The organism is Thermoplasma acidophilum DSM 1728, from assembly GCF_000195915.1.
Classification (GTDB): Archaea; Thermoplasmatota; Thermoplasmata; order Thermoplasmatales; family Thermoplasmataceae; genus Thermoplasma; species Thermoplasma acidophilum.
Window position 1 is genome coordinate 572,549 of the sequence record NC_002578.1, and the last position, 21,856, is coordinate 594,404.

The window sequence follows — 21,856 nt, forward strand, 5'->3', positions numbered from 1 at the left end:
GTAATATTTTTTCTGGATGATTTGAAGACCCGCTATTCCGATATGGTCTGAAGCTGATCAATGTAAGCACGTATGATATGGCAAGATGAGAAATACAATTTGCGAATCAAAGATTTGGTGCTGTAATTTGGACAAAATTCAAACATTTCCCAAGTTAATAAAATATAAGTAAGATCATAAATATATTTCGTGCATCGGCGTGCATGCGGAAACAGCTTATAATAATGTTTGCAGCGATCCTTACGTTTTCATCATACCCTATGATTCATGCCCATGCACAGCAGATCGATATAGGAGATCCAGAGACTCATTCTGATTACTACTGGTATGGAAACTTGACAGTTCAGCGCAATGAGTCGCTCAGTATAATAAACGAAATATTTTTCATATATGGCAGGTCGCTGAACGTCAACGGCACACTCTCTGTGCAGAACTCAACACTGATCCTGAATAATACAGAGATCAGCATAACTCGAGGTACGTTCATCATCGGCAATTCAAGCGTTGAGGGTAATGGATCCATAACCATGGACGCATCGACGTTCAGATCCTTTAACTCTACGGTGTTTGATGGTTATGCGGGAACATTCTCAGCTTTTAACTCATCGGTGTATATCTTGAGATCAAACATTTCTGGCCAGTCAACATCGGATGAATTCAACTACACAATGGCAAGGTATTATAACAACAGCTACCAGCCCGGAGGACAGGTTAGCCTGAAGATGGAAAATTATTCTCATGGCTATGCTTACAGGCTGAATATCTCGGTTGAATACGAATACGCAAATGCAAGCCATCCTGCCTCAATATACGTTGTGTATGAAAACGAATCTCAGTATCTGCATTTAAGCGCTTCAACAACCATGACAACATCTTATTTTACCTTCATTCTTCAACGGCCCAGCGCGAATCCGCTACCAGAAATATACGTATACAGCAATGAAAGCGACCTGGAAGTATATAACATAACCGCACTAGCAATTGCAAATGACACGTACTATCTCTATGGGTCGCAGCATTACGATCTCTACCTCAGCAATAGCATTATGTATAGCGTAGATTCGAAATTCGACCTGAACGACAGGCCACTGTACCTGGATGATGGCCTGATCAGCCCATACGCTACAGGCATATACCTTTATCATTCAGCGGCCTACATGGTCAGCAGTGGATCAGGAATAGCCAACATAACAAGAATCCCATTCATAAGCTCGGCATCGATCGTATATTATATGTCCGCAGTAAATATAACTTACCTTCTAGACGGGCGGTCTTACGATTACAATGGCTCTGTATACTATGCAAACGGCCAAGCGATAGATCTGAACAGTACTGTTTCAGCGCTTTCGCGATACGTATATTATTCAACATCGGTACATGAGGTTCCTGTATGGATCTTCAATGGAACTATAACCTATAAGGGAAACTATGAGATCGATGTCTACGGAAGAATGGAATACTTTTCCATATCTCCATATCCATACCTGAGCAATGTGCTTCAGACGTTCGTGGGTTCGGTCACCATTCCTCAGTTAAACATAACGATACCAGGCGTGCTCTATACCGGTACGGATCAGACTATAAGCATTGGCTACAAATCCTCATATGCAGGGATATCGAACGCATACATAGATGTGCATCTGATCAACGGTTCGGAATCCATCTTAATTTTCCGAATACATATTATGAATCTCAGCGCTGATTCCACAAGAAATGCAACAGAAAACCTGAATCTCAGCATATCGCCCGGCATGTATCAGGCATACTTTACCACGAACTCATCTGACATAATCTTTATCGATCAATACGTGAATGTAGTTGTTGAAGACCATGTCAACTTGACGATGCGGTGGTATTATCGTTACACATTGCCATTTCACGATCTGAAGTTTGATCTGAGCATGTTCGATGCATCAGGCGATCCAGCAGAGGGTGGCCTGCAGATGTATTTTCTGTCTGGAAATAGCACGGCAATCAGTAAAAATACCTTCATACACGTATCTCCGTCATCCTACGATAATCTCACCGTTTTTGCCAACTCATCGAAGAATCTGACATCAGTCTTCGTAGGCTTGAGATACAATGAAAGCATGTTCAACTATATACCGAATCAGACGGCAAAAATAAGGCTCCGGCCAATATTCAGTAATTATGATGTCAAGTTTTCGGTTTTTGGCCAGCAGATTTATCCTATGAACATCAGCATAAATGGCATCTTTTACGTAATTAAGCAGAACAACACGATCATAACGATGCCCAACGGCACTTACAGCGCGTCCGCAGTAGGGATATCAGGATATCATATTGCAATCCCTAGATCCTTCAGTATTGATGGTTCAAATATCACAGTGAACATTTACATCTCCAAGGTGCTATATGGAATAACATTCAAATCCAATTTGAAATCTGGGTTCAGCATCTTGATAAACGGCAACGAGTACTTTGGCGATAGCGTTTCATTGCCAAACGGCACCTATTGCCTCACCGTTGATGCGCCGTCTGGATACGATCCGATTAGGGAAAACATGACCGTTAACGGTAGTAACCTCACTATATTCCTGAATTTCCAGCGTGCGATTTATAAGATGCGGATGATGATCAACGGATCGATATCTCCACAGAACATCCTGATCAATGGAAGCACTTATTCCGTGCCAGGTTCTATCAACATATCGCTGACTTCGGGTATTTACAATATAATTGCTCTGAATTCAACATACTTGAGAACAAACTTCAGATCGACGATTGATGTATTATCCAACACAACGTTGTATATCGATTACTATCGGCCATATTCAAAGGTATACATCAATGCAAGCGGTTATGCGGATGAATTCGAGATCAAGATGAATTCCTCCTATTATTATGTGCACGCAGGAGATACGATTCACATTCCCTTCGGTCTTTACAGCATACGAGCGGAAAATGTACAGGGCTACTCAGAAACATATGGAAAAAACATCAGCATTGACGATTCATCTGCCATATTGAACATAACCTTCAGCAGGCTAAGGTTTATGATACACATAGCAACCGATATACCTGCAGACATCGTCTTTGGCAATACAAGGGAATATGGACAGAATTTCAGCGTTCTGGATTTTTACGGAAATTACGATCTATCAATATCAAGGCCAGGATACTATCCGATCAGTGAAAGCGTCATGCTGAACTCTAATATGACGCTGGAATTCGCCCTCAGAGCGATACTTTATAAAATAACGATAGAAGCTGATGTTGATTCCTTCACAATTTATGCTGGGAACAAAACGTACTCCGTATCCGGCAATGACTTAACCATCTATCTTCCATATGGGGAACACAGCATAATTCTTCAAAAAGATGGGTACAGCAATATTTTCGAGACGATAGATGTATCTTCAAACAGTACTATATTCCTGAAGATGCATCGGCTGCCACCGGAATCGATCATCAGAGGTTTCATCGTGGATAATTATCAGGATATAGCTACCCTGTCGATATCCATGATAGCAATATATTTATTGATAATCAGGCATCTCCGCATCGTAGGTCGCAATAGTGCGATTATGCGTCCCAAAGACCGCAAACGAGATTAAGCGGTAAGAATTGTGTAAACCAAGCATGGCATCAAGACGAGTGAAGGTTTGCGCCTGCATTACCAAAGGTCATAAAATTGAATCGGACAGGTGGAGACGGTGAGGATAATCTACGTTAGAGACAATCAGACGCTGAAAACCGTATTTGTTGATAGAGACGGCACAATAAACCGGGATTGCCCATACTGCCATGAACTGGACGATCTGCAAATTTACGATGATACGGTTGGCATCCTGAAACATTACCAGGGGAAGGGATACCGCATAATCATAGTGACGAATCAGTCAGGCATAGGCAGGGGCTATTTCTCAATGGAGGAATTCAGGAGATTCAACGATGGTGTAGTTAACAGATTGCTTGACCTCGGGGTAAAGGTAAGCGCAACCTATTTTTGCCCGCATAGACCAGATGAAGGATGTTCATGCAGAAAACCTGGGATCGGTCTCATAAACGAAGCCCTATCTGATTTCAGAGTTGATATAGGCGGATCGCTTGTGATCGGCGACCGTGATGACGTCGATGGCCAGCTCGCCAGAAACCTTGGATTACCCTTCAGGATTGTTAGTCATTGATAGCATGTTGAACCGTTCCTCTATCTCGAAGGGCATTGAAAGATGTCTTCTGGCAACAACTGGAACGTCGTATTTGCCTGGAGTTATGTCCCTGGGAACCTCCACGAAATCTCTGGATCTGTACCTCCTGCCGCACTTAGGGCACCTGAAATCGCTTTGTCCCTTTGAAATCGTACGAACGCCGCAGACATTGCATACTGGATTTTCCGTGCGATATATCTTCGCCACCGTGTGTACGATCATCTTTTCGACGTTCAGATTACCGTTAACGTAGGATCCGTAGAATGTTACGAGATCGCCGCTTCTGAGCCTGGAGAAAATGGATCTGAACTCCTTTGTTGGCTCGAATGCCGCTGCAGTTATGTAACGTTTTCTGTAGGAGAATTTGAGGAAATAATGGCCGCCGGGTACTGATATCGGATCGGACACCACTTGACCTGTAAGCGCGTAAGAATGCAGATCCTCGATATCATCTGGATCGTGTATTATGTGGTCATCCGTTCCCTGGTTTGTTATGAAGATGATGCGGCCTTCGTAATCTATATGCCCGGTTTCGTTTATGGCATCGGACGCCTCGAGAAGCGAATGCTGGTAGAAACCGCGTATACCGTAAATCACTGGGGTTTTTGGATGCGGAAATATGGCTGGATACTCATTCCTCAGATCGACGTTGTTGAATGTGCCTTCGTACCGATCTGCCATCGATGCAAGCATCATTTTCTCATCCCTCTGCATCGCGAGTGGTGTTGGATATCTGTATGCAAGCATTTCGTAAGTATATCTTTCTGATGGCCATGCCAGGGCTGCAGCAGATCCAACGATGCCATGTCCATCCTTCAATTTATAGAAGGATGCCCCAGAATCCTTTATGAATTTCTCTGCATCGGATACCGGAATCTCCTCTTCAAGAGCCCTCCTGTAGAAGCTTCGATCAAGTGGATGATCCGAGACCACGATTCCTGGATGTGTGCTGTAGTAATCCGTAACCGAATACTCCTCCACCAGATTCCTCGCTATTTCCATAAGGTCACTGGCGTCAGGGCTTCCAATTTCTCTATCGTATGACATTATGGGTTTGCCATGTATGTCGCCTATGCGGTGCGATCTTCCAGTACCGTGACCTAGATGCAAAACCACCGCGCCATTTCCCCTTGTTTTGAACCTTATGTTGGGATTCAGCCTCACCAGGCGTGGATTGCCGATGACATCCAGCTTCGACTCATAGATCATCCGCAGTACGAGATAAGTTGTGCACATGCGGTCTGGAGAATCAGTATCGTCGATTGCAATGAACATGGATTACCTCCCAAACCTCCGCTGCCTCCTCTGATAGGAATATATTGCCCTAAGGAAATCAAGTTTAGAAAATTCTGGCCAATACACATCTGAAAAATAAAGCTCAGAATACGCACTCTGCCAGAGCAGGAAATTGGATATCCTCTCCTCTCCGCTTGTTCTGAGTATGAGATCAGGATCTGGTATCCTTCCGTCATACAAGTACATCCTGAACTTTTCCTCGTCCAGTTCATCTATGTTCAATTTCCCGTCCATGGCGTCTCTTGTTATCCTCTTTATCGCATCCAATATCTCCTCCCGGCCACCGTATCCTATGGCCAGATTGAGCTGATAGTTGTTAAAATTTTTGGTCGTCTCCTCAACAATATGTATTGTTTGCCTCAGATAAGCAGGGAGTATTGATAGGTTTCCTATGACCTTAACATTTATTCTGTTTTTGTACACACGCTCGTCCTTCAGGAGAGACTTGAAGGCGTTATCTATGAGATGAAAGAGGAAATCGACCTCTTCGGGACTCCTACGAAAGTTCTCTGTCGAGAATGCATAAAACGTTACGATTCTTATGTCTAGTTCCATGCACCAGTCAACAACCTCTTCAACCTTTTCCTTTCCCTTTACATGCCCCTCATTTTCAGATATGCCCACGTTCCTGGCATACCTTCTGTTTCCATCTGTGATTATCCCGATATGGCGTGGCCTCGGATACTTCTTAACCTCCTCAAGAAGAACATTTTCGTAAACCTTCGAGGCCAGATCCCCAAGTTTATTGGATACGCTCATGAACTGCGATTATGATCATAAACGACTATATAGGATTATTCGAAAATGAGAGAAGGAGTGATGTATTCACTCCTGTATGATCTCATCCACGAAAGTGGAAATTTTGATAACGGTTGTCTTTTTCACTGTTTTCGGTATCTTAAGCACCTTCACGCCGTCTATGAATGCCACGTACTTTGAGAATTCCTCGTCAGTGATATTTTTGAATGTAAGTTCATCTATGTTTCTGAATGCAACCTTCTGCCCGAGATCCTTCAGATCATCTGCAGTTATCTCAAGTTTCTTGAAGTTGTCTATGTAACGCGGAATGGCTCCCTTTGCACCTTCTATAAAGCTCTGCGATACGTTTCTAACGCCTTCCACCGTACCCAGAAATGTCCTGTAGGCATCATTGGTTATCTCGCCAATGGTCTTACCGGTATGCCTTGCAAGCTCGCTTACATTTCTGTACACATCATCCCTGATACCCTTAACGGATATGGTGATCTTTCTGGTCTCCTCTTCATCCTTCTTTTCTTTCTCGACCATGATTCAATATGGCTTACCGGTATATAAGCTTACCGATAATAGAGATTACCAGAAAACCAACGAGGTGAGAATGGTTATATCCCATGCTTCAGTTAACCCGATTATGAAATACGCGATAAGAGAGTACAAGGGAAAGAATGTGGATATTGCAAAACTTGCAAAGGCCATCGAGGACTACTTCAAGGAGGAGAACTTTGTGACGCAGTCCAGCCAGCATCCAAATGGATACTTGATTCAGGCCAAAAAAGGTGGGATATTCAGAACAATACTTGGCATGGATCGTGCATTTACGATCATAATATCCGGATCTCCGTCGGATTTTCGCATTCAGATCGGAATTGGTAAATGGTTGCAGGATCTCGGCGTAGCTGCCATAGAGGCTTTCTTTATAACTCCAGTAGTGGCCTTTATCGAGGTTCCGGAATCACTGTGGTCATTCGAGCTTGAACATGAGCTCTGGCAGTTCATAGAAACTCAGATAAATCTAGGCATACAGTGATGTCCCTAAGGGAAAAACTGATTCGGGAGCTGAGAAGGAGAGGCCCTATCGGCATAGACCAGTACGAGATAGAAGAGCTGATGGGGTTCTCCAAGTCAACGGCATCGGAGGCCCTGTCAAAGCTTGAAGCTGAAGGTATCATAGCGCGTCGTCAGATATCCGGAAGATCGAAGAGGGTGTGGCTGCGAGAATTCATTCCATACCGTGATCCGGAGATGATACGGATAGGTTGCTTGAAATCCACTGAATATGCAGGATTTCTGAGTGCAGCCAAGGATTATTGTGAGAATAAAGGTATAAAGGCAGTTATAAGGTTTTACAACGATGCAACATCCATACTGCACGACCTTTCAACGGGCACGCTTGAATTTGGGCTGTCTCCAATATTCACGGAAACGCTTTTTGCGCTTTCCAGGCATGATATAGTTATTGCCGGTCCAGTTGCCTCAGGTGGATCAGGAATATTTGAAAATCCTGCATCTTGTGAAAATATTGTCGCAACAAGCGAATCAACCTCGATGATGCTGCTATCACGCGAGTTCCGCAGAAGAGAGGGCGATGTTAAGATAACCATTTTCAGCGATCCTATTAAGGCCAGTGATGGATTCAGGGCAGGAGATTTCAGATACATAGCTATATGGGAACCATATGCTTCGGTAATAGGCGCGAACAAGCTGTATGATTATTCCGACCTCATGGATACATTCCCCTGCTGTGGTATAGCGGTCTCATCGGGCAGGTCAAAGGATGCGGATCTGAAAAGTATAATAGACGCCTACAGGGAAACGGATGTGGAGATCAGGTCGGACGTCATAGATATGCTGTCAAAGGCAACAAGATGCAGCAAAAGAGCAGTGATGAATAGTTTAGGAAGCTATAATTTCAAGTTGAAATATGACATGCAGACAATACTAAGATATATGGATTTCATTGGATATCCGGCATCGGAGGATGCTATTAAAAAAGTATTCTTGTTATAAAAATGAAATTATCACCATGCAATTGCAAAAATTTATATTCGATTATTGTCTATGTCAGACATAGGAGGTAAAGATAGGTTGAACGATGAAAAGAGAGTCACGGTCAGGCTATCCAGATCGATGGTCGAAGAGATGGAAGACCTTGTAAACAGGGACGAATATGAGAGCGTTTCTGATCTAGTCAGAAAGGCCGTCTCGGCATTGCTTGAATCCCGTGGCGTTAACAGTGACTTCCTACCGGTACAGATAATGGTACCGAAGAACCTGATCGAGAAACTCGGAAAGGACTCAACGAAACCCGTAAACCTTAGCCTAGATGAGTTCTCTTCGCTCATACTTGATAGGATCAATGGATTAACCGTGCGGGAAACAATAAAGAAAATAGTTCACGAAGAAAATATTAAATAAACTCCTTGTCTAACTCTCCTCGATGGTTGTAATAAGGGCTCCGCTGAAGGAGCTTGAGGGGAGGTATGGAAGAGAGATAGTTGATCTTATACTCCGTTATTCAAGTATTATAGGTTATTCGGTGGATCATGACGAGGAATTAAAGATAGAGTTCAATCCTGACAGGCCTGATCTTTTCTCTTTTCCCACCCTCATGAAACAGATAAAGATATTCTTCTACGGTGAAGTAGAGATACGAAAGCCGCAAATAAGGGATGATGCGGTGAAAGTAACGGTATCCAAGGGCGTGAGAGATATCAGGCCATATTTTTCGGCGCTGATCGCCGAAGGATCATCCATTGGCGTCCACTTCGATGAGCTGATAAATTATCAGGAGATCCTTCATGCTTCCATAGGAAAGGACAGGTCGAAGATGGCAATAGGCATACATGATTTGGAGAAAACTGGAGACAGCATACATTATACGACAGTGAGCAGGAACCAAAGGATGCAAACCTACGATGGAATGGAAGGAACCGTCGATTGGATCATCAAAAACCATGAAAAGGGCATAGCGTATGGCCGCCTTCTGCCTGGCACTGGAAGGTCCGTGGCTATAACGGATAACGAAGGAAACATACTATCGCTCCCGCCAATAGTCAACAGCTACAGATCAAGAATCGATGAAGGGACAAAAAAATTCTTCGTGGATATAACTGGAACGGATCTCAATTCTGTAAAGTTTGCGCACCATCTTATGTCAAACTTTTTCTCCAGTTTGAAGTACAGGATCAGGACACCATCAATTGACGGCCTGCCATCACGCGAAACTGAGATCATAAGGGCATTCGACTTCCGAATCATGAGGCCTGCAAGACGAAGCATAGAGAGATATCTTGGCGAGAAGATGGATAGCGAGGAAACCATAACGCATTTGAGGAGGATGGGTTATGTTGCAGAACCAGGGTATCCTGAGATTGCGGTGTACGTACCAGGGTATCGCGTGGATGTGATGGGCGAGGCGGACATAATAGAAGATATATTAAAGTCTAAGGGAATAGAAAACATAGAGGAGAAGCAGATCTTCATAGGTAAGTTTGGAGAACCGCTCTTCATGAATAAAGTCAAAGACCTTGCACGTGATACTATGATTGGGCTTGGTTTTCAGGAGGTAATGACCTTCGTTCTTTCGCCTGCGTCATATCTGCAGGAATACACCGGAGGGGTCAGGATACAGAATCCGAAAAGTGAAGATTACTCGGTGATAAGGGACAAGATTTATCCGGATCTACTGGATCTCATAGCCAGGAACAAGAAACACAGCCTTCCACAGAGGATATTCGAGATAGGGGATAAGATAGTTGGTGGAAAGCAGAGAACTGCGCTGTCATGCGTTATAGCCGATACCAGATCTGAGTTTTCCACAGCGAAATCATACATGCAGGGGTTTCTTGCAAGATTTACAAGCGAAAACCCAGTGATAGTACCGCAGATGATCTACGGATCCATAGACGGTAGATCCGGTTCCATAAAGATTGGTGAAAAGATCATCGGGGTTATAGGTGAGATACATCCAGCTTTCCTAGAGCGGTTTTCACTGGCTGTTCCAGTTTCATTCTTTGAGATAGATCTTGACGAAATTTTTATTGCAAATATGGATCACTTGGGCCTATAGCGTTCAAGCCTTCCGCTCATGTGCAGATCCTTCAGCTTTAGGTAGTCCTCTGCATTGGCCTTCACATAGGCCATCTGTTCCTTATTTATTCTGGTGACCTTGGCGGGGACTCCAAGTATCAAAGAATATTCTTCGGATTCAAAATTCTGGGTAACCAAAGCGCCTGCGCCAACTATGGAACCTGTTCTTATATGCGATCCATTCATCAGTATTGCACCCATGCCTATCAGCACGTAGTCATCAACGGTACATCCATGCACGACTGCATTGTGCCCTATCGATACGTTGCTGCCTATCTTTGTTGGGAATCCTGTATCGGTGTGTATCGTTACATTGTCCTGCACATTGGTGTTGTCGCCGATCTTGATCGAATCCATATCTGCCCTTATAACTGCACCATCAAAGATCGATACATTGTCACCTATCTCAACATCACCTATTATGACCGCTGTTTCAGCAATGTATACGTTTTTTCCTATTTTCATAATCAGATATGGTTTCATCTTTTTTAGACTTCTGCAGCCCGTATCACCTACATAACAGTATACGGCGTTCTCTGCAAAAAAGGAGTATATTTATACCGCTGATCGAAGGGATGAGGTGCTAGATGAATAAGCTCTTAAGGAAAGTGCGAAAGGTGTTCAGCCTTAAGGCAGATAACAAGGCTGAAACTGGGATAGGCACACTGATTGTTTTTATAGCCATGGTTCTCGTGGCTGCAGTGGCTGCTACTGTCCTAATACACACCGCAGGAACTCTGCAACAGAAGGCAACGAGCACGGGCTCGCAGACGACACAGCAGGTATCTACAGGTATTCAGGTTACCAGCATTTACGGACTGGACTCGAATGCAACCTATCCTACACACGGTATAATTAAATGGCTAGCCATACAGATAACCGTCACCGCCGGCAGTTCGTCGATAAACCTGGCAAACGTAACGATTTCAATGACATACCATGGCGTCGCAGCTTCTCTAACGTATGTTGGTCTTGAAAACATAGGTAATGCAACAAGTCCTAAGAATGTATACGGCTTTAACTCTGCGGTTGGAGGTACCAATAACGTCTTCAATGCATCATACTTCAACACGATAAATGGCGTTTCCAACGGATCAAAACACTTTGCCATACTCGTACTCAGCGACCCGACAAACTCATTAACTGCACAGTATCCAGTGATATCATACCAGGATCAGGTTGATCTGCTGGTTAACGTGAGCGCAGTGTTCGGCGGAATAACCGAGGGTCAGGCAGTGTCAGGCCAGGTCCAGGCTCCAGTTGGATCTCCGGGTGTGATACAGTTTACGGCGCCAGAGTCCTTCGTATCGGATGTGATACAGCTTCAATAAGTATAAATTGAAGCTGTATTATATTTTTAGTGACAGCTATGGGTCTCTTGGATAATGTAAAAAAAATGGTTAAGAAGGAGGCCACAGAAAACCCTCAGCAGACCAGCGATGACCAGAAACAGGTACAGGCCATACATGTGACCAATGGAATAGATCCCAAGGTCATAGACGCAATGAACGAGAGGATGACCAAGATCGAGAATGATTTGGGAAAATTGAGCGGAGAGATGGAAGGCCAGAAAAAGACTCTTAACGACATAAAGAACGAACTTGAAGGAATAAAGGAGAATGTTAAGATGGTCGTCTCACTCTACGAACTGGTTTCACGCGATTTCAATCCATTCATGGACAAGACGCCGGAGGAGATACGGGGAATAACGGACACTCTGGCGGAACAGGTGAACAATGTAAAACAATTGGTGGAAGCCGCTATAAAGGATCTCAGAGAACTGTATGGCGTACCTGACATAGACCAGTTCATACAAATGGAGGAGAAAAAATGATCAACGACTCATTGAAACCGTACCTGGAGGAAAAGCTGGAGGGCGCCAGGAAATCTGTGCCCGGTTTCGCGCTTGAAGAACTGAAGCAGAAGATAATATCTTCCCCAATCCAGTTCGGTAAAAGTGACATAGACGACCTGGTCTCGAACCTGCTCAAGCGATACGAACAGACAAAGGAGAACTCGCTGATCGGAAAGATAGATTCGATATTCAAGGAAATATCGGACATAGAAAAAGTGATGTCAGCAAAACAGCCGGAGCCCGCTCAGCAGCAGGCGCCAGTAGAGAAGCCAAAGAAAAAAGCAAAGCTGGAGGTCATCGGAGATGATGTGGTATCGATAATGGTATCATTGAGATGGCTCGAATTCCTGCTGGACAACTATGGTCCTGAGAACACGCTGGATGTCCTTGACTATTACGAAAGTTTGGGCTGGATTTCAGCCACAGTGAAAGAACAGATGATGAAGTATGCAAAGATGACAGGAGTTATGAATCCTGCCCAGGAATACAAGATAAAGCCATCGATACAGGATCACATCATAAACATGCTGTTCATAGAGAAGCTGAGAGGTGAGGAGATCAACAGGGATCTCATCGAGGCGCTCGAAAGGGAGTTTAGAACCATAAGAAAGGGAGTTGACGAGCTGTATGGGATTTAGCTATACAGTGGCGGCGGTAATAATGCTCTCGTCTACTCTTATATTTTTTGGAATCGTTTACACTTCATATGTTCAATCCAATGAAAACATCGCAAATGCGAACCAGAAGCTTGTTAAAAGCATATACGATTTAGAAAATACGCATGTTTCGATAACTGGTTATTATTATAATTCAAGTTCATCATTATTCATCGTCAACCTGACAAACAATGGGAGTCAGGTCTTCAACATGAGCATGGCCAACGTCCTGATCAATGGGACGATGGTTAAATTCAACGTTTCAGGTCCATATCTCTTTCCACTGCAGGCCGTTTCCATTTCGTTTAAGGAACCTGCAGGAACGTACTCGCTGGAAATAGTGATGCCTGATGGCTATGAGATATTCAGGGAGGTGGTGTCCTGATGGCTTCGACAGCAGTATCGGAACTGGTCTTCTTCATCGTAACATTGCTCATAACCGCGTCGGCGGTGGCTGTGCTGTCTGATCAGACGTTCCATCTTGTGGACGGCATGCAGACATCTTCGCAGAAAACCTCTGAGATGATACAGCAGAACTTCGCGATAATAAACAATCCTACACAAATACCTTATAATGGTGGTTATGTATTTTACATAAAGAATACGGGAAGCGTGGCCTTTACCCTGACCAATACATCTGTAACCGTACTCATAAACGGCAATATAGTCACGGGATCGTACGTTCAGTTTGAGACCCCAGGAAATACCGGCGTTCTCTACCCAGGCCAGGTCGGAGAAATAGTGGTAAATGAAACACTGAGCGGATACAACAGCATAACCGTTTCCCTGTCCAGCGGCGTATCTCACCAGCTGGAATTTGAGGTGTAATTAGATGTTCTTCAGCTTCAAGATTGATGGCGATGAGCTTGATAAGAGGATGGGCGGCGGCGTATACGTTGGCCAGCTGTTCACCATATTTGGTGATAACAGCGAAGGAAAGACGCTGCTTTCGCTCAGGCTTGCCTATGGATTTCTAAAGAATGGAATATCAATAACCTACGTTTCATCACAGATGCCAGTAAGGGAATTTATATCATTCTCCGATGCCCTGGGTTACCCTGTGCTGAACTCAGTCATATCCGGATCGATGCTGTACATAACGCCCGTCTTCATGCTCAGAAGAACACGCAGGGCAAATCTTGACGAACTCATCAACAACGATCGGATAAAGGAGAAGAGCGTACTCATAATAGATTCGTTGAATCCTGGTATGTTCAGGGACTTCGAGATCAATTCGTACATGGAGAAGCTCAGGAAATTCTCTGAAAACAGGGTTGTAATAATAACAGCGAACCAAGCAAGCCTGGACGATGCAACCGTTCTGCGTATCAATCAGCTCTCCACAACCATAGTTACGCTTCACTCGAAGGAGCTTGGAGGAGTGAAGAGGCATTTCATCGATTTGGTCAAATATCCAATGGTAGTCAGATCTATACAGCAGAGCATACCGTTCAGGGTTGAACCCGGAAGAGGCCTAATCGTTGAGATATCCAGCGTGTCGTGATCATTATGGAGAAGGGAGTTGTTTCTGACAGCTACGAGGTTGCAATAGCGAGGAATCCTCATCTGGCAGAATATCTTTCAAAATACAGGAATGAAACGGGCAGGAGTCCTTCTTTCCTCGTAAACATAGACAGCTCCCTGAAGAGCCTTGCCCATGTGGACGTGATATATCCGGTTGGCGATCCGATATTCATACATATCTACGAGCGTGGAAAGGAAAGGAGGTACAAGCCCATAGAGCCTTTGCTGAAAGATGACGAATTCGAGTTCATGGATGCCATACTTGACATAATCATGAGCAGGGCATCTGATTATCCTCCTGCGGAGAATGAGGAAGAGCAGGAGAAGAACATAGAGGACGTCTATAAGAAGACCGTTTCCGTTGGTTCAAACAAGATAAAAAGGAACAGCGTTACACTTGAGAAACCCCTCTATGACAAGATGCTGTACAACGTCAAGAAGGAGATAATAGGCCTCGGGCCTCTGGAACCCCTCATAAGGGATTCGCACATAGAGGATATAAGCGGCATCGGTCCTGAGGATGTTTACATAGTTCACAAGATATTCGGTTCAATGCCCACGGACATAACCTTTGGCAGCATGGAGAGGCTGATGAGGTTCAGCAAGAGGCTTTCCGAGCGTGTGGGAAGGCCAGTCAGCGACAAGCGGCCAATCGTTGACGCAACGCTTCCTGACGGATCGAGGCTGTCAATCGTATACAGCACGGACATATCACAAAGAGGGCCAAGTTTTACAATAAGAAAGTTCTCCGAGATACCGCTGAGCATCCTGAACCTGATCAAGTACAACACGATGTCCTATGAGGAGGCCGCATACCTCTGGCTTGCCCTTGAGTATGGCCAGAGCGTCTTTGTCTGCGGAGAAACGGCCAGCGGAAAGACAACAGTCGTAAACGCAATAATCCCGTTCATAAGGCCGGAATCGAAGATATTCAGCGCGGAGGATACGCCGGAGATCAGGGCACCACAGAAAGCCTGGCAGCAGTTGGTGACAAGGGAAAGCGGTGCTGAGGAGAGCCGCGTAACTCTTTACGATCTTCTCAGGACGGCCCTGAGATCGAGGCCTAACTACATAATAGTGGGAGAGATTAGGGGCGCTGAGGGTGCTATGGCCTTCCAGGCTATGCAGACCGGTCACCCAGTGATATCCACGTTCCACGCCTCATCGGTGAAGAAGATGATACAGAGGTTCACCGGCAACCCGATAAACATACCGGTCACGTTCATGGATAACCTTAACATAGTGCTGATTCAGCAGGCCGTATACGTCGGAGGCAAATTCCTGAGGAGAACAACCAGCATCAATGAAATAGAGGGCTATTACGAAGATCTTGGCGGTGTTGCCACAAGAGCAGTGTTTGAATGGGATCCTTCAACGGACAGGCATATGTTCAGAGGAATGAACAATTCCTACATCTTGGAGGAGAAGATAGCAAAGACGGCTGGCCTGGTGGATACAAGCCTGATATACAACGAGCTGTTTCGCAGGGCCAGGATACTGAAGGATCTTGCCGATCAGAAGATCTTGGATTATTACCAGGTCTATGAGAAGATAAAGGAGTTCTACGAGGGGGCGTTAGCCAATGGATACTAAGGTCAAGAGAGGCTTCTGGATCGGCATAAACTATTCGAAGACGGATCTATCCATAATAGCAGGATCGGCCGTACTTTCAATAATGTTCTATCTCATTTATTACATGACGAAGAAGACTGTTATACTGCTTCTCTTTGTCATGCTTGCGCTCGGCGCCGCATTTTTCTTTCTGAAGCCGATCATCGACAGGGACAACAGGAAGAACGACATCAATTCGAATATACCGTTCTTCATTACTGCGTTCTCATCACTTGCCACCAGCGATGCCAACATCATTGAAGTTCTGGACATACTATCGAAGAAGGAGAAGCTGGGATACCTGAGAAAGGAACTGGAAAAGATACTGAATCTTGTCAGGAACTGGGGCATGGGCCTTGCCGAGGCCATGAGCTTTGTTGCGAAGAGGACGCCGAGCGATATATTCTCAGACTTCCTGACAAGGTTTGGGCATGCCATAGATAGCGGCCAGGACATACAGGAATTTGCTAGAACCGAAGTGTTCAGCACCATGAGCAGCTTCGAGACTGCCTATACCTCGGCACTTTACAGCTTCGATCTTTACAGGGATATCTATGTCTCACTCCTTCTCTCCTTTGCATTTCTCATAACCTTCATAATGATAATGCCAATACTCATACCGATCAACATAACCGTTGTGCTCAGCCTCAGCCTGCTGATGGTGGCGCTGGGTGAATTCATGCTTGTGTACGGAATAAGCATTGTTCTGCCCAAGGATCCTCTATGGCACAAGACAGGGATAAAGACCGATACGGATATAAAGATGAGAAACCTCTTTCTCATAGCCATAACCATCTCGATGATCCTGTTCATAATCCTTGATGTGACGAAATTGATGTACAGAATGCCATTTTATTTCACATTTGCAATAATGATTAGCCCGATAGCATATCCAAGCTATCTGGGATCAAAGATGGAAAGAGAGGTGCAGAAGAAGGATGAGATGTACGGCAGTTTCATAAGGTCTCTTTCAGGTTCGGCTTCAGCCATGGGGAATCTCCTGATCGATGCCCTCAAGGCAATAGTGATGCATGACTTCGGCATACTGTCAAAGGACATAAATAAGCTTTACAAGAGGCTTCTTTACAGGATAAATTCGCTGAAGGCTTGGAAGATGTTTTCCGCAGACACTGGTTCGCATTTAATAGAGATCTACTCTGAAACCTATGCAGAAAGTATAGATCTCGGCGCGGACGCACTCAAGAGCGGAATGGTAGTATCGGAAAACTTCGAAAAGATCGTAGGCCTAAGAAAGAGAAAGCACTCATCCGTCACAAGTTTTGTAGGCATAATGTACGGCATAACTGCAGGGCTTGCCTTCTCGCTCGCCATATCATTCGGTATTCTAAAGATAATAGACGGGATATTTTCAGGCTTCAACCTTTCGGCCCTGGGCGTGACAGGAATATTCCTCGCACCGCCATCTTCGTCCGTATACCTGATCGAAATCTTTCTGATGATAATCCTCTTCGTTCACTCATTCATAGGTGGCATTTCTCTGAAGGTTTCCGACGGTGGGCGCATAGTAAACGGCCTCCACCATACTGTCTTGATGATATGGATAGTTTCCTTTGTGGTATACGGCACCCTTCAGATAACAACTATCCTACTGTCATCAACCGTTTGAACCTGCCATCAGAATTAGTTAGAGGGAATGCAAGGCTGAGGCAGGAAGAATAACACGATCGGTACAATTTTTTATATATATTGAACTATTATTGAAAGGATGGCGGATCCCAAATTGACGAAGGCTCTCATGATGAAGATGAATGCTATCATCACGGAGAAGGATCCAGATAAAAAGAAGAGTAAGATAGCTGACCTGATACAGGATCTAAAAACGATGGATCTTACCCAGATAGACAGGAACGATGTTGATCCTTTCATTTCGGTTCTGGTGAGGAATGTATCGGACAGCGATCAGATACGTGAAATGATACCGTATCTAGAGATGATATCGCCCGGAAATAAGAGCATAGCTGAATCGAAGGTGCTCGAGAATTACAGCACCGGAAATTATCTGGACGTTATCCGTTTTGTCACTTCAGACCCATACTTCTGCGAGGTTGAAAATATAGTCAACCTTGTCATATCCAGCGCGGATCACCTTGAGAAATACGATACAGTTGCAATCTTCCTATCGAAGTGCGGCAGGTATGATGACAGAATAGCTGCCAAATACGCTGAACGTGATAGAGATGATTCAACAACGGACATTATAATAGATAACTATGAAAAGCACAATGACTGCAGGGCGGTGATCAGCTTCCTGAGGCACGTACTCGCCTACGAATACTCTGAAAGATACATAACCAAGTTAATAGAATGTGGAAAGCGGGTGGAAGACAGCGAATCCGTGATCTATGCCGTAGAACTTGCAGAACCGGAACGGGTGGAAAATGCAGATTCCTCTGCAATTCTGGCTCGCACAGCACTCGATCTGGGCAAGTACGAGAAGGCTAGGCAGATCGCCGAAAGAGGGCTGAAGCTGAATCCAGACAGCGAGGATCTGAAGCTGATCATGGCAAGATCCCTATACGCCCTGGGAAGGATAAACGAGAGCCTGGATTTTTACAGGGATGTGTGCAATTATCATCCTGAAAACAGGGAAGCGGTTTATGAGATGATGGACATCCTTTACAATCACGGGCGGACAAAGGAATATGCCGAAACGCTGAACCACGTCAACAGAGAAAGCTTCAGGCCTGAGGATTACATAAGAATGTCCGGCCTGATAAAGGATTCCGGCGATGTCTCGGGATCGGTCAACCTTCTGAAGGAAGCACTTGCCAAATTTCCCGATAATATCGATATAATAAAGGCCTACGCAGCTGCGATGAAGGAGATAGGCAACGTGGGCGAGGCACTTCAGGCCTATCAGAACCTCATCAGGATAAAGCCAGACGATGAATCGCTGAAATTTGTAATGGATTACTTCTTCGGCCGGAGGAACTACGAAGATATACTCAATATATACGAATCGCTGCAGGATGATGCTTTGAAGGAAAAATACCGGGGAATGGCCGCTGCCTCCTATGTGTACATGGGCTACATGGACGATGCCGTGAGCATGATAAGGGATCATCGGGAAATACTCGACGATCCATTCTTTGTCGATTCGATACTGTTCTCGGTTAGGAAAAAGGAAGAGGTTCAGATGCTCATATCCTCCGGATTGGAGAACACATATTCCAGGTTATCGGTTGATAGACTGTTCGGGATTGAAATTCGTGGGGTCGATTACATACTGGACTACGCAACAAAATCATGCTCCAAGGCCATGGCCTTCGTAGCCGCAGAAGCAGTATTCAGGAAGATGCATACCGTTCCGGACAAGATAAAGGTGGCACTGTCCACGAAATGCCTCGAAGAGGTCTACGATATAATGATCTCTATGCAGGGTATTTACAGTAAGGAGAATGTGAAAATATTTGAGGATCATCCAAGATACCTGTACCCTGCGATAGACACGTTCATAACGGCCGGCCTTTATGATGAAGCGTACAAGATCATAGAAAGGTACGAAGGCACAAAGGAGGATCCGTTTCTAGATTACGAGTACGCCAGGCTGATGTACGTAATGAACCGTACAAAGGATGCCATAAAACTGATCCGCAGGGCAAAGGAATCATTTTCAAACATTGATTTTTACCTTCTTTCCATAACCATAGACGAAGATTCTGTCGTTGATGATGTCGCGTCGATACTCGAACTTGACAGAAACGCAATACCTTTCAAGATATTGCGTGAAAAATACCTTGATAACCATGAATTGATGTCCGGAATAATATCACTGCTCCATGAAAAGAATATACAGAGCCTTGAAGTGATGAGGCTGGAAAGGGACCATCTCTTCAGATCAGGGAAAAAGGAAGACGCGCTCAATATATCAGCTTCGATCATCAAGGATTCAACGGATGATGGGGACATTCAGGCCCATTTCACCATACTAAGAAGCATCAGCGAGGACTCTGCTGCAGAGTTTCTGATGCATCACCTGGACAAATTCCAGAACATCGAGGATCTCCGGGAGGCAGCCCACTCATTCTACAGAAGGAGAGACTTCGAGGATGCAATAGCGGTTTACAGGGCGATCATAAGCAGGGGGGCAAATCCAGTCCAGTTCCCAGAATACGTAGACTGTCTGATCGAAACAGGCAATTACGCTGAAGCTGACGATATAATATCAAGGCTCCCATCGGTTATACCGGTGACGATCAAGTTCTATCTCAGGATGGGAAAGACTGACAAGATCGTTGAGTATCTGAACTCAAAGGAGGAAAAATCGCCGGAGGACATAAAGTACATAGCAAGATCCGGTTGGTCATACGATAACATCAAAGAGGCGTTTCTTAAATACTATGAGGAAACTGGCGATCTTGTGGCTGGAAAGATAATAATGGATAAATTCAAAAATGAGGGTAGGTATGAGGATGCCATCAGAATAGCATCATACCTCTATGAGAATTACGGAGATATGGACGCAGGCCTTTCGTATGTGGACCTTTTGAGGATAACAGGGGAGAACGAAAGATCGCTGCAGGTTGCAGAGGAACTTGCATCTAGATGCAGCGGAAATAGCTGTATAGAGGTTTACCGAAGGATCTACGGCATAATGTACGATATGAAGAAGTATGACCAGATAATAAAGATGTTCAGGAAAAGAAAGGATGCAGATTCAAACATAATCCCATTTGTTGTCAGGTCGTATCTCGCTGATGATGAAGCAGATCAGGCCGAGGAGATCCTCTCTAGCTATAGCCTGCCCGATAGCGTGAGGACTTCGCTGATGCAGGCCATAAATGAGAAGAGATACATCGACAGGCTTTCTAAATACGCATCAAGAATACTCGCCGTGGAATTCAAGCAGGGCAGAAAACTATCCATAGGTGAAATGGTTTCTAAGGCAGACGTTCCCGAGGACTTCGCCAACGATATAAAGGCGTTCTTCGAAGAGGATAAATACATAGGATCACCGGATACAAAAGATCTCGAGAATATCTCCGCAATGGTCATAAAGAAAATTGCAGAAAAAGAGAAGATAAGATCCGCAGATGAAATATACATCCATACCATATTCGGCCATCTCGATCCCAGAGATCCTGTTATGGCAAAGAACATCTACGTTTACATGCGCAGGGCAATAAAAGGAGACCATGCCGAAACAGATGAAATAAGGCGAATAGCCGATACTGCCATGAGGGATGGAGTTCCTGAAAACGAGATCGAGATCATCAGGAGATACGGTGTTGGCATAGGAACCGCTGCCGCAGTCGTCGACCTGATGAAGAGGATGAAAGAGAGAGGGTATCAGAATGTACAGACATGACGTTTCGAACGAAGAGAAGGACATAGCCGTATCGGTGATAGCCCTGACGGCAGCCTTTGCCATAGCAAACAGATTTAGATCACCGTATGGCCCTTTTTTCATACTTGCAGTTTCCTTTCTTGTTGCGGTGACAGCTTTCCTCATGCACGAACTTGCCCACAGGTACGTTGCTAGGTCTTACGGTGGAATAGCCTACTTCAAGATGTGGCCCCTCGGGTTGCTGCTTGCCCTGATAACCTCGCTTCTTGGCTTCATATTCGCAGCACCGGGAGCAGTCAACATAGGGGGCATATATCGCAGGGATCAGATCGGCAAAACATCACTGGCCGGGCCGGCCATGAATATCTTCCTTGGCATTCTGTTCTACGCCATATCGTTGTTCACACTGATACCTGTAGCTATAGCAATATTCAGGTATGTAGCGGAGATGAATTTCTGGTTTGGTTTCTTCAACCTTCTGCCTATACCGCCGCTCGATGGATACAAGGTATTTTCATGGGATCTGTACGTTTATATAGTTTCTGTCGTTATAGCCCTCGTATTTGTAGTTCTCTTCGTATTCTGA

General features: G+C 44.8%; 20 protein-coding genes. 16 read left to right on the top strand and 4 right to left on the bottom strand.

The window, feature by feature from the left end:
* Positions 1 to 203 precede the first annotated feature (203 nt).
* Together TA_RS02810 and TA_RS02815 are read left to right on the top strand one after the other, a co-directional pair.
* Positions 204 to 3,578, top strand: a complete 3,375-nt coding sequence (locus TA_RS02810; RefSeq protein WP_010900968.1) for a PEGA domain-containing protein — start codon at positions 204 to 206, stop codon at positions 3,576 to 3,578.
* A gap of 99 nt (positions 3,579 to 3,677) precedes the next feature.
* A complete protein-coding gene (locus TA_RS02815; RefSeq protein ID WP_241761880.1) occupies positions 3,678 to 4,151 on the top strand; it encodes an HAD family hydrolase in 474 nt (157 codons plus the stop codon).
* Here the strand turns inward: TA_RS02815 and TA_RS02820 are convergent.
* From TA_RS02820 to TA_RS02830, 3 genes are all read right to left on the bottom strand, one after another.
* Positions 4,125 to 5,447 (bottom strand): tRNA(Ile)(2)-agmatinylcytidine synthase, encoded by a 1,323-nt coding sequence (locus TA_RS02820; RefSeq protein WP_010900970.1) that lies wholly within the window; start codon positions 5,445 to 5,447, stop codon positions 4,125 to 4,127. The genes TA_RS02815 and TA_RS02820 overlap by 27 nt on opposite strands.
* 3 nt (positions 5,448 to 5,450) lie before the next feature.
* Positions 5,451 to 6,227, bottom strand: a complete 777-nt coding sequence (gene uppS, locus TA_RS02825; RefSeq protein WP_010900971.1) for a polyprenyl diphosphate synthase — start codon at positions 6,225 to 6,227, stop codon at positions 5,451 to 5,453.
* A 66-nt stretch (positions 6,228 to 6,293) separates the two neighbouring features.
* Positions 6,294 to 6,755, bottom strand: a complete 462-nt coding sequence (locus TA_RS02830; protein ID WP_010900972.1) for a hypothetical protein — start codon at positions 6,753 to 6,755, stop codon at positions 6,294 to 6,296.
* Positions 6,756 to 6,858: 103 nt separating this feature from the next.
* Between TA_RS02830 and TA_RS02835 the strand changes: the two genes are divergently transcribed.
* The 4 genes from TA_RS02835 to pheT are packed head-to-tail and all read left to right on the top strand — an operon-like array spanning position 6,859 to position 10,296.
* On the top strand, positions 6,859 to 7,254 hold the full coding sequence (locus TA_RS02835) for a hypothetical protein (protein WP_010900973.1): 396 nt from the start codon (positions 6,859 to 6,861) through the stop codon (positions 7,252 to 7,254).
* On the top strand, positions 7,254 to 8,234 hold the full coding sequence (locus TA_RS02840) for a MarR family transcriptional regulator (RefSeq protein WP_048161633.1): 981 nt from the start codon (positions 7,254 to 7,256) through the stop codon (positions 8,232 to 8,234). The genes TA_RS02835 and TA_RS02840 overlap by 1 nt, the downstream gene beginning before the upstream one ends.
* 51 nt (positions 8,235 to 8,285) lie before the next feature.
* Positions 8,286 to 8,642, top strand: a complete 357-nt coding sequence (locus tag TA_RS02845; protein WP_048161635.1) for a ribbon-helix-helix domain-containing protein — start codon at positions 8,286 to 8,288, stop codon at positions 8,640 to 8,642.
* 22 nt (positions 8,643 to 8,664) lie between these two features.
* Positions 8,665 to 10,296 (top strand): phenylalanine--tRNA ligase subunit beta, encoded by a 1,632-nt coding sequence (gene pheT, locus TA_RS02850; protein WP_010900976.1) that lies wholly within the window; start codon positions 8,665 to 8,667, stop codon positions 10,294 to 10,296.
* Here pheT and TA_RS02855 read toward each other — a convergent pair.
* Positions 10,281 to 10,781, bottom strand: a complete 501-nt coding sequence (locus TA_RS02855) for a gamma carbonic anhydrase family protein (RefSeq protein WP_048162289.1) — start codon at positions 10,779 to 10,781, stop codon at positions 10,281 to 10,283. The two genes, pheT and TA_RS02855, sit on opposite strands and share 16 nt — an antisense overlap.
* A gap of 122 nt (positions 10,782 to 10,903) precedes the next feature.
* Between TA_RS02855 and TA_RS02860 the strand changes: the two genes are divergently transcribed.
* From TA_RS02860 to TA_RS02905, 10 genes are all read left to right on the top strand, one after another.
* A complete protein-coding gene (locus TA_RS02860) occupies positions 10,904 to 11,647 on the top strand; it encodes a flagellin (RefSeq protein WP_048161637.1) in 744 nt (247 codons plus the stop codon).
* A gap of 65 nt (positions 11,648 to 11,712) precedes the next feature.
* The gene (locus tag TA_RS02865) at positions 11,713 to 12,150 is read left to right on the top strand and encodes a flagella accessory protein C (RefSeq protein ID WP_241761881.1); all 438 of its coding nucleotides are present in this window, start codon (positions 11,713 to 11,715) and stop codon (positions 12,148 to 12,150) included.
* The gene (locus TA_RS02870) at positions 12,147 to 12,809 is read left to right on the top strand and encodes a FlaD/FlaE family flagellar protein (RefSeq protein WP_048161639.1); all 663 of its coding nucleotides are present in this window, start codon (positions 12,147 to 12,149) and stop codon (positions 12,807 to 12,809) included. Before TA_RS02865 ends, TA_RS02870 begins: the two co-directional genes overlap by 4 nt.
* The gene (locus TA_RS02875) at positions 12,799 to 13,212 is read left to right on the top strand and encodes a flagellar protein F (protein WP_048161642.1); all 414 of its coding nucleotides are present in this window, start codon (positions 12,799 to 12,801) and stop codon (positions 13,210 to 13,212) included. The genes TA_RS02870 and TA_RS02875 overlap by 11 nt, the downstream gene beginning before the upstream one ends.
* On the top strand, positions 13,212 to 13,655 hold the full coding sequence (locus tag TA_RS02880) for a flagellar protein G (RefSeq protein WP_010900982.1): 444 nt from the start codon (positions 13,212 to 13,214) through the stop codon (positions 13,653 to 13,655). The genes TA_RS02875 and TA_RS02880 overlap by 1 nt, the downstream gene beginning before the upstream one ends.
* A gap of 4 nt (positions 13,656 to 13,659) precedes the next feature.
* The gene (locus TA_RS02885) at positions 13,660 to 14,331 is read left to right on the top strand and encodes an ATPase domain-containing protein (protein ID WP_010900983.1); all 672 of its coding nucleotides are present in this window, start codon (positions 13,660 to 13,662) and stop codon (positions 14,329 to 14,331) included.
* 5 nt (positions 14,332 to 14,336) lie between these two features.
* Complete coding sequence (locus TA_RS02890; RefSeq protein ID WP_048161646.1) at positions 14,337 to 15,944, top strand: type II/IV secretion system ATPase subunit; 1,608 nt, start codon at positions 14,337 to 14,339, stop codon at positions 15,942 to 15,944.
* Positions 15,934 to 17,589 carry a type II secretion system F family protein gene (locus tag TA_RS02895; protein ID WP_010900985.1) on the top strand — a complete coding sequence of 552 codons (1,656 nt, stop codon included), beginning with the start codon at positions 15,934 to 15,936 and terminating at the stop codon, positions 17,587 to 17,589. The genes TA_RS02890 and TA_RS02895 overlap by 11 nt, the downstream gene beginning before the upstream one ends.
* A gap of 99 nt (positions 17,590 to 17,688) precedes the next feature.
* Positions 17,689 to 21,291, top strand: a complete 3,603-nt coding sequence (locus TA_RS02900; protein ID WP_010900986.1) for a tetratricopeptide repeat protein — start codon at positions 17,689 to 17,691, stop codon at positions 21,289 to 21,291.
* Positions 21,278 to 21,856: a site-2 protease family protein gene (locus TA_RS02905; RefSeq protein ID WP_010900987.1), complete on the top strand. Its 579-nt coding sequence runs from the start codon at positions 21,278 to 21,280 to the stop codon at positions 21,854 to 21,856. The genes TA_RS02900 and TA_RS02905 overlap by 14 nt, the downstream gene beginning before the upstream one ends.

Bases quoted from the DNA above. Each gene is read 5' to 3' on its own strand.
- TA_RS02810 (WP_010900968.1), top strand. From the start codon at position 204: ATGCGGAAACAGCTTATAATAATGTTTGCAGCGATCCTTACGTTTTCA.
- TA_RS02820 (WP_010900970.1), bottom strand. From the start codon at position 5,447: ATGTTCATTGCAATCGACGATACTGATTCTCCAGACCGCATGTGCACA.
- uppS (WP_010900971.1), bottom strand. From the start codon at position 6,227: ATGAGCGTATCCAATAAACTTGGGGATCTGGCCTCGAAGGTTTACGAA.
- TA_RS02830 (WP_010900972.1), bottom strand. From the start codon at position 6,755: ATGGTCGAGAAAGAAAAGAAGGATGAAGAGGAGACCAGAAAGATCACC.
- TA_RS02835 (WP_010900973.1), top strand. From the start codon at position 6,859: ATGAAATACGCGATAAGAGAGTACAAGGGAAAGAATGTGGATATTGCA.
- TA_RS02840 (WP_048161633.1), top strand. From the start codon at position 7,254: ATGTCCCTAAGGGAAAAACTGATTCGGGAGCTGAGAAGGAGAGGCCCT.
- TA_RS02845 (WP_048161635.1), top strand. From the start codon at position 8,286: ATGTCAGACATAGGAGGTAAAGATAGGTTGAACGATGAAAAGAGAGTC.
- pheT (WP_010900976.1), top strand. From the start codon at position 8,665: ATGGTTGTAATAAGGGCTCCGCTGAAGGAGCTTGAGGGGAGGTATGGA.
- TA_RS02855 (WP_048162289.1), bottom strand. From the start codon at position 10,781: ATGAAAATAGGAAAAAACGTATACATTGCTGAAACAGCGGTCATAATA.
- TA_RS02860 (WP_048161637.1), top strand. From the start codon at position 10,904: ATGAATAAGCTCTTAAGGAAAGTGCGAAAGGTGTTCAGCCTTAAGGCA.
- TA_RS02865 (WP_241761881.1), top strand. From the start codon at position 11,713: ATGGTTAAGAAGGAGGCCACAGAAAACCCTCAGCAGACCAGCGATGAC.
- TA_RS02870 (WP_048161639.1), top strand. From the start codon at position 12,147: ATGATCAACGACTCATTGAAACCGTACCTGGAGGAAAAGCTGGAGGGC.
- TA_RS02875 (WP_048161642.1), top strand. From the start codon at position 12,799: ATGGGATTTAGCTATACAGTGGCGGCGGTAATAATGCTCTCGTCTACT.
- TA_RS02880 (WP_010900982.1), top strand. From the start codon at position 13,212: ATGGCTTCGACAGCAGTATCGGAACTGGTCTTCTTCATCGTAACATTG.
- TA_RS02885 (WP_010900983.1), top strand. From the start codon at position 13,660: ATGTTCTTCAGCTTCAAGATTGATGGCGATGAGCTTGATAAGAGGATG.
- TA_RS02890 (WP_048161646.1), top strand. From the start codon at position 14,337: ATGGAGAAGGGAGTTGTTTCTGACAGCTACGAGGTTGCAATAGCGAGG.
- TA_RS02895 (WP_010900985.1), top strand. From the start codon at position 15,934: ATGGATACTAAGGTCAAGAGAGGCTTCTGGATCGGCATAAACTATTCG.
- TA_RS02900 (WP_010900986.1), top strand. From the start codon at position 17,689: ATGGCGGATCCCAAATTGACGAAGGCTCTCATGATGAAGATGAATGCT.
- TA_RS02905 (WP_010900987.1), top strand. From the start codon at position 21,278: ATGTACAGACATGACGTTTCGAACGAAGAGAAGGACATAGCCGTATCG.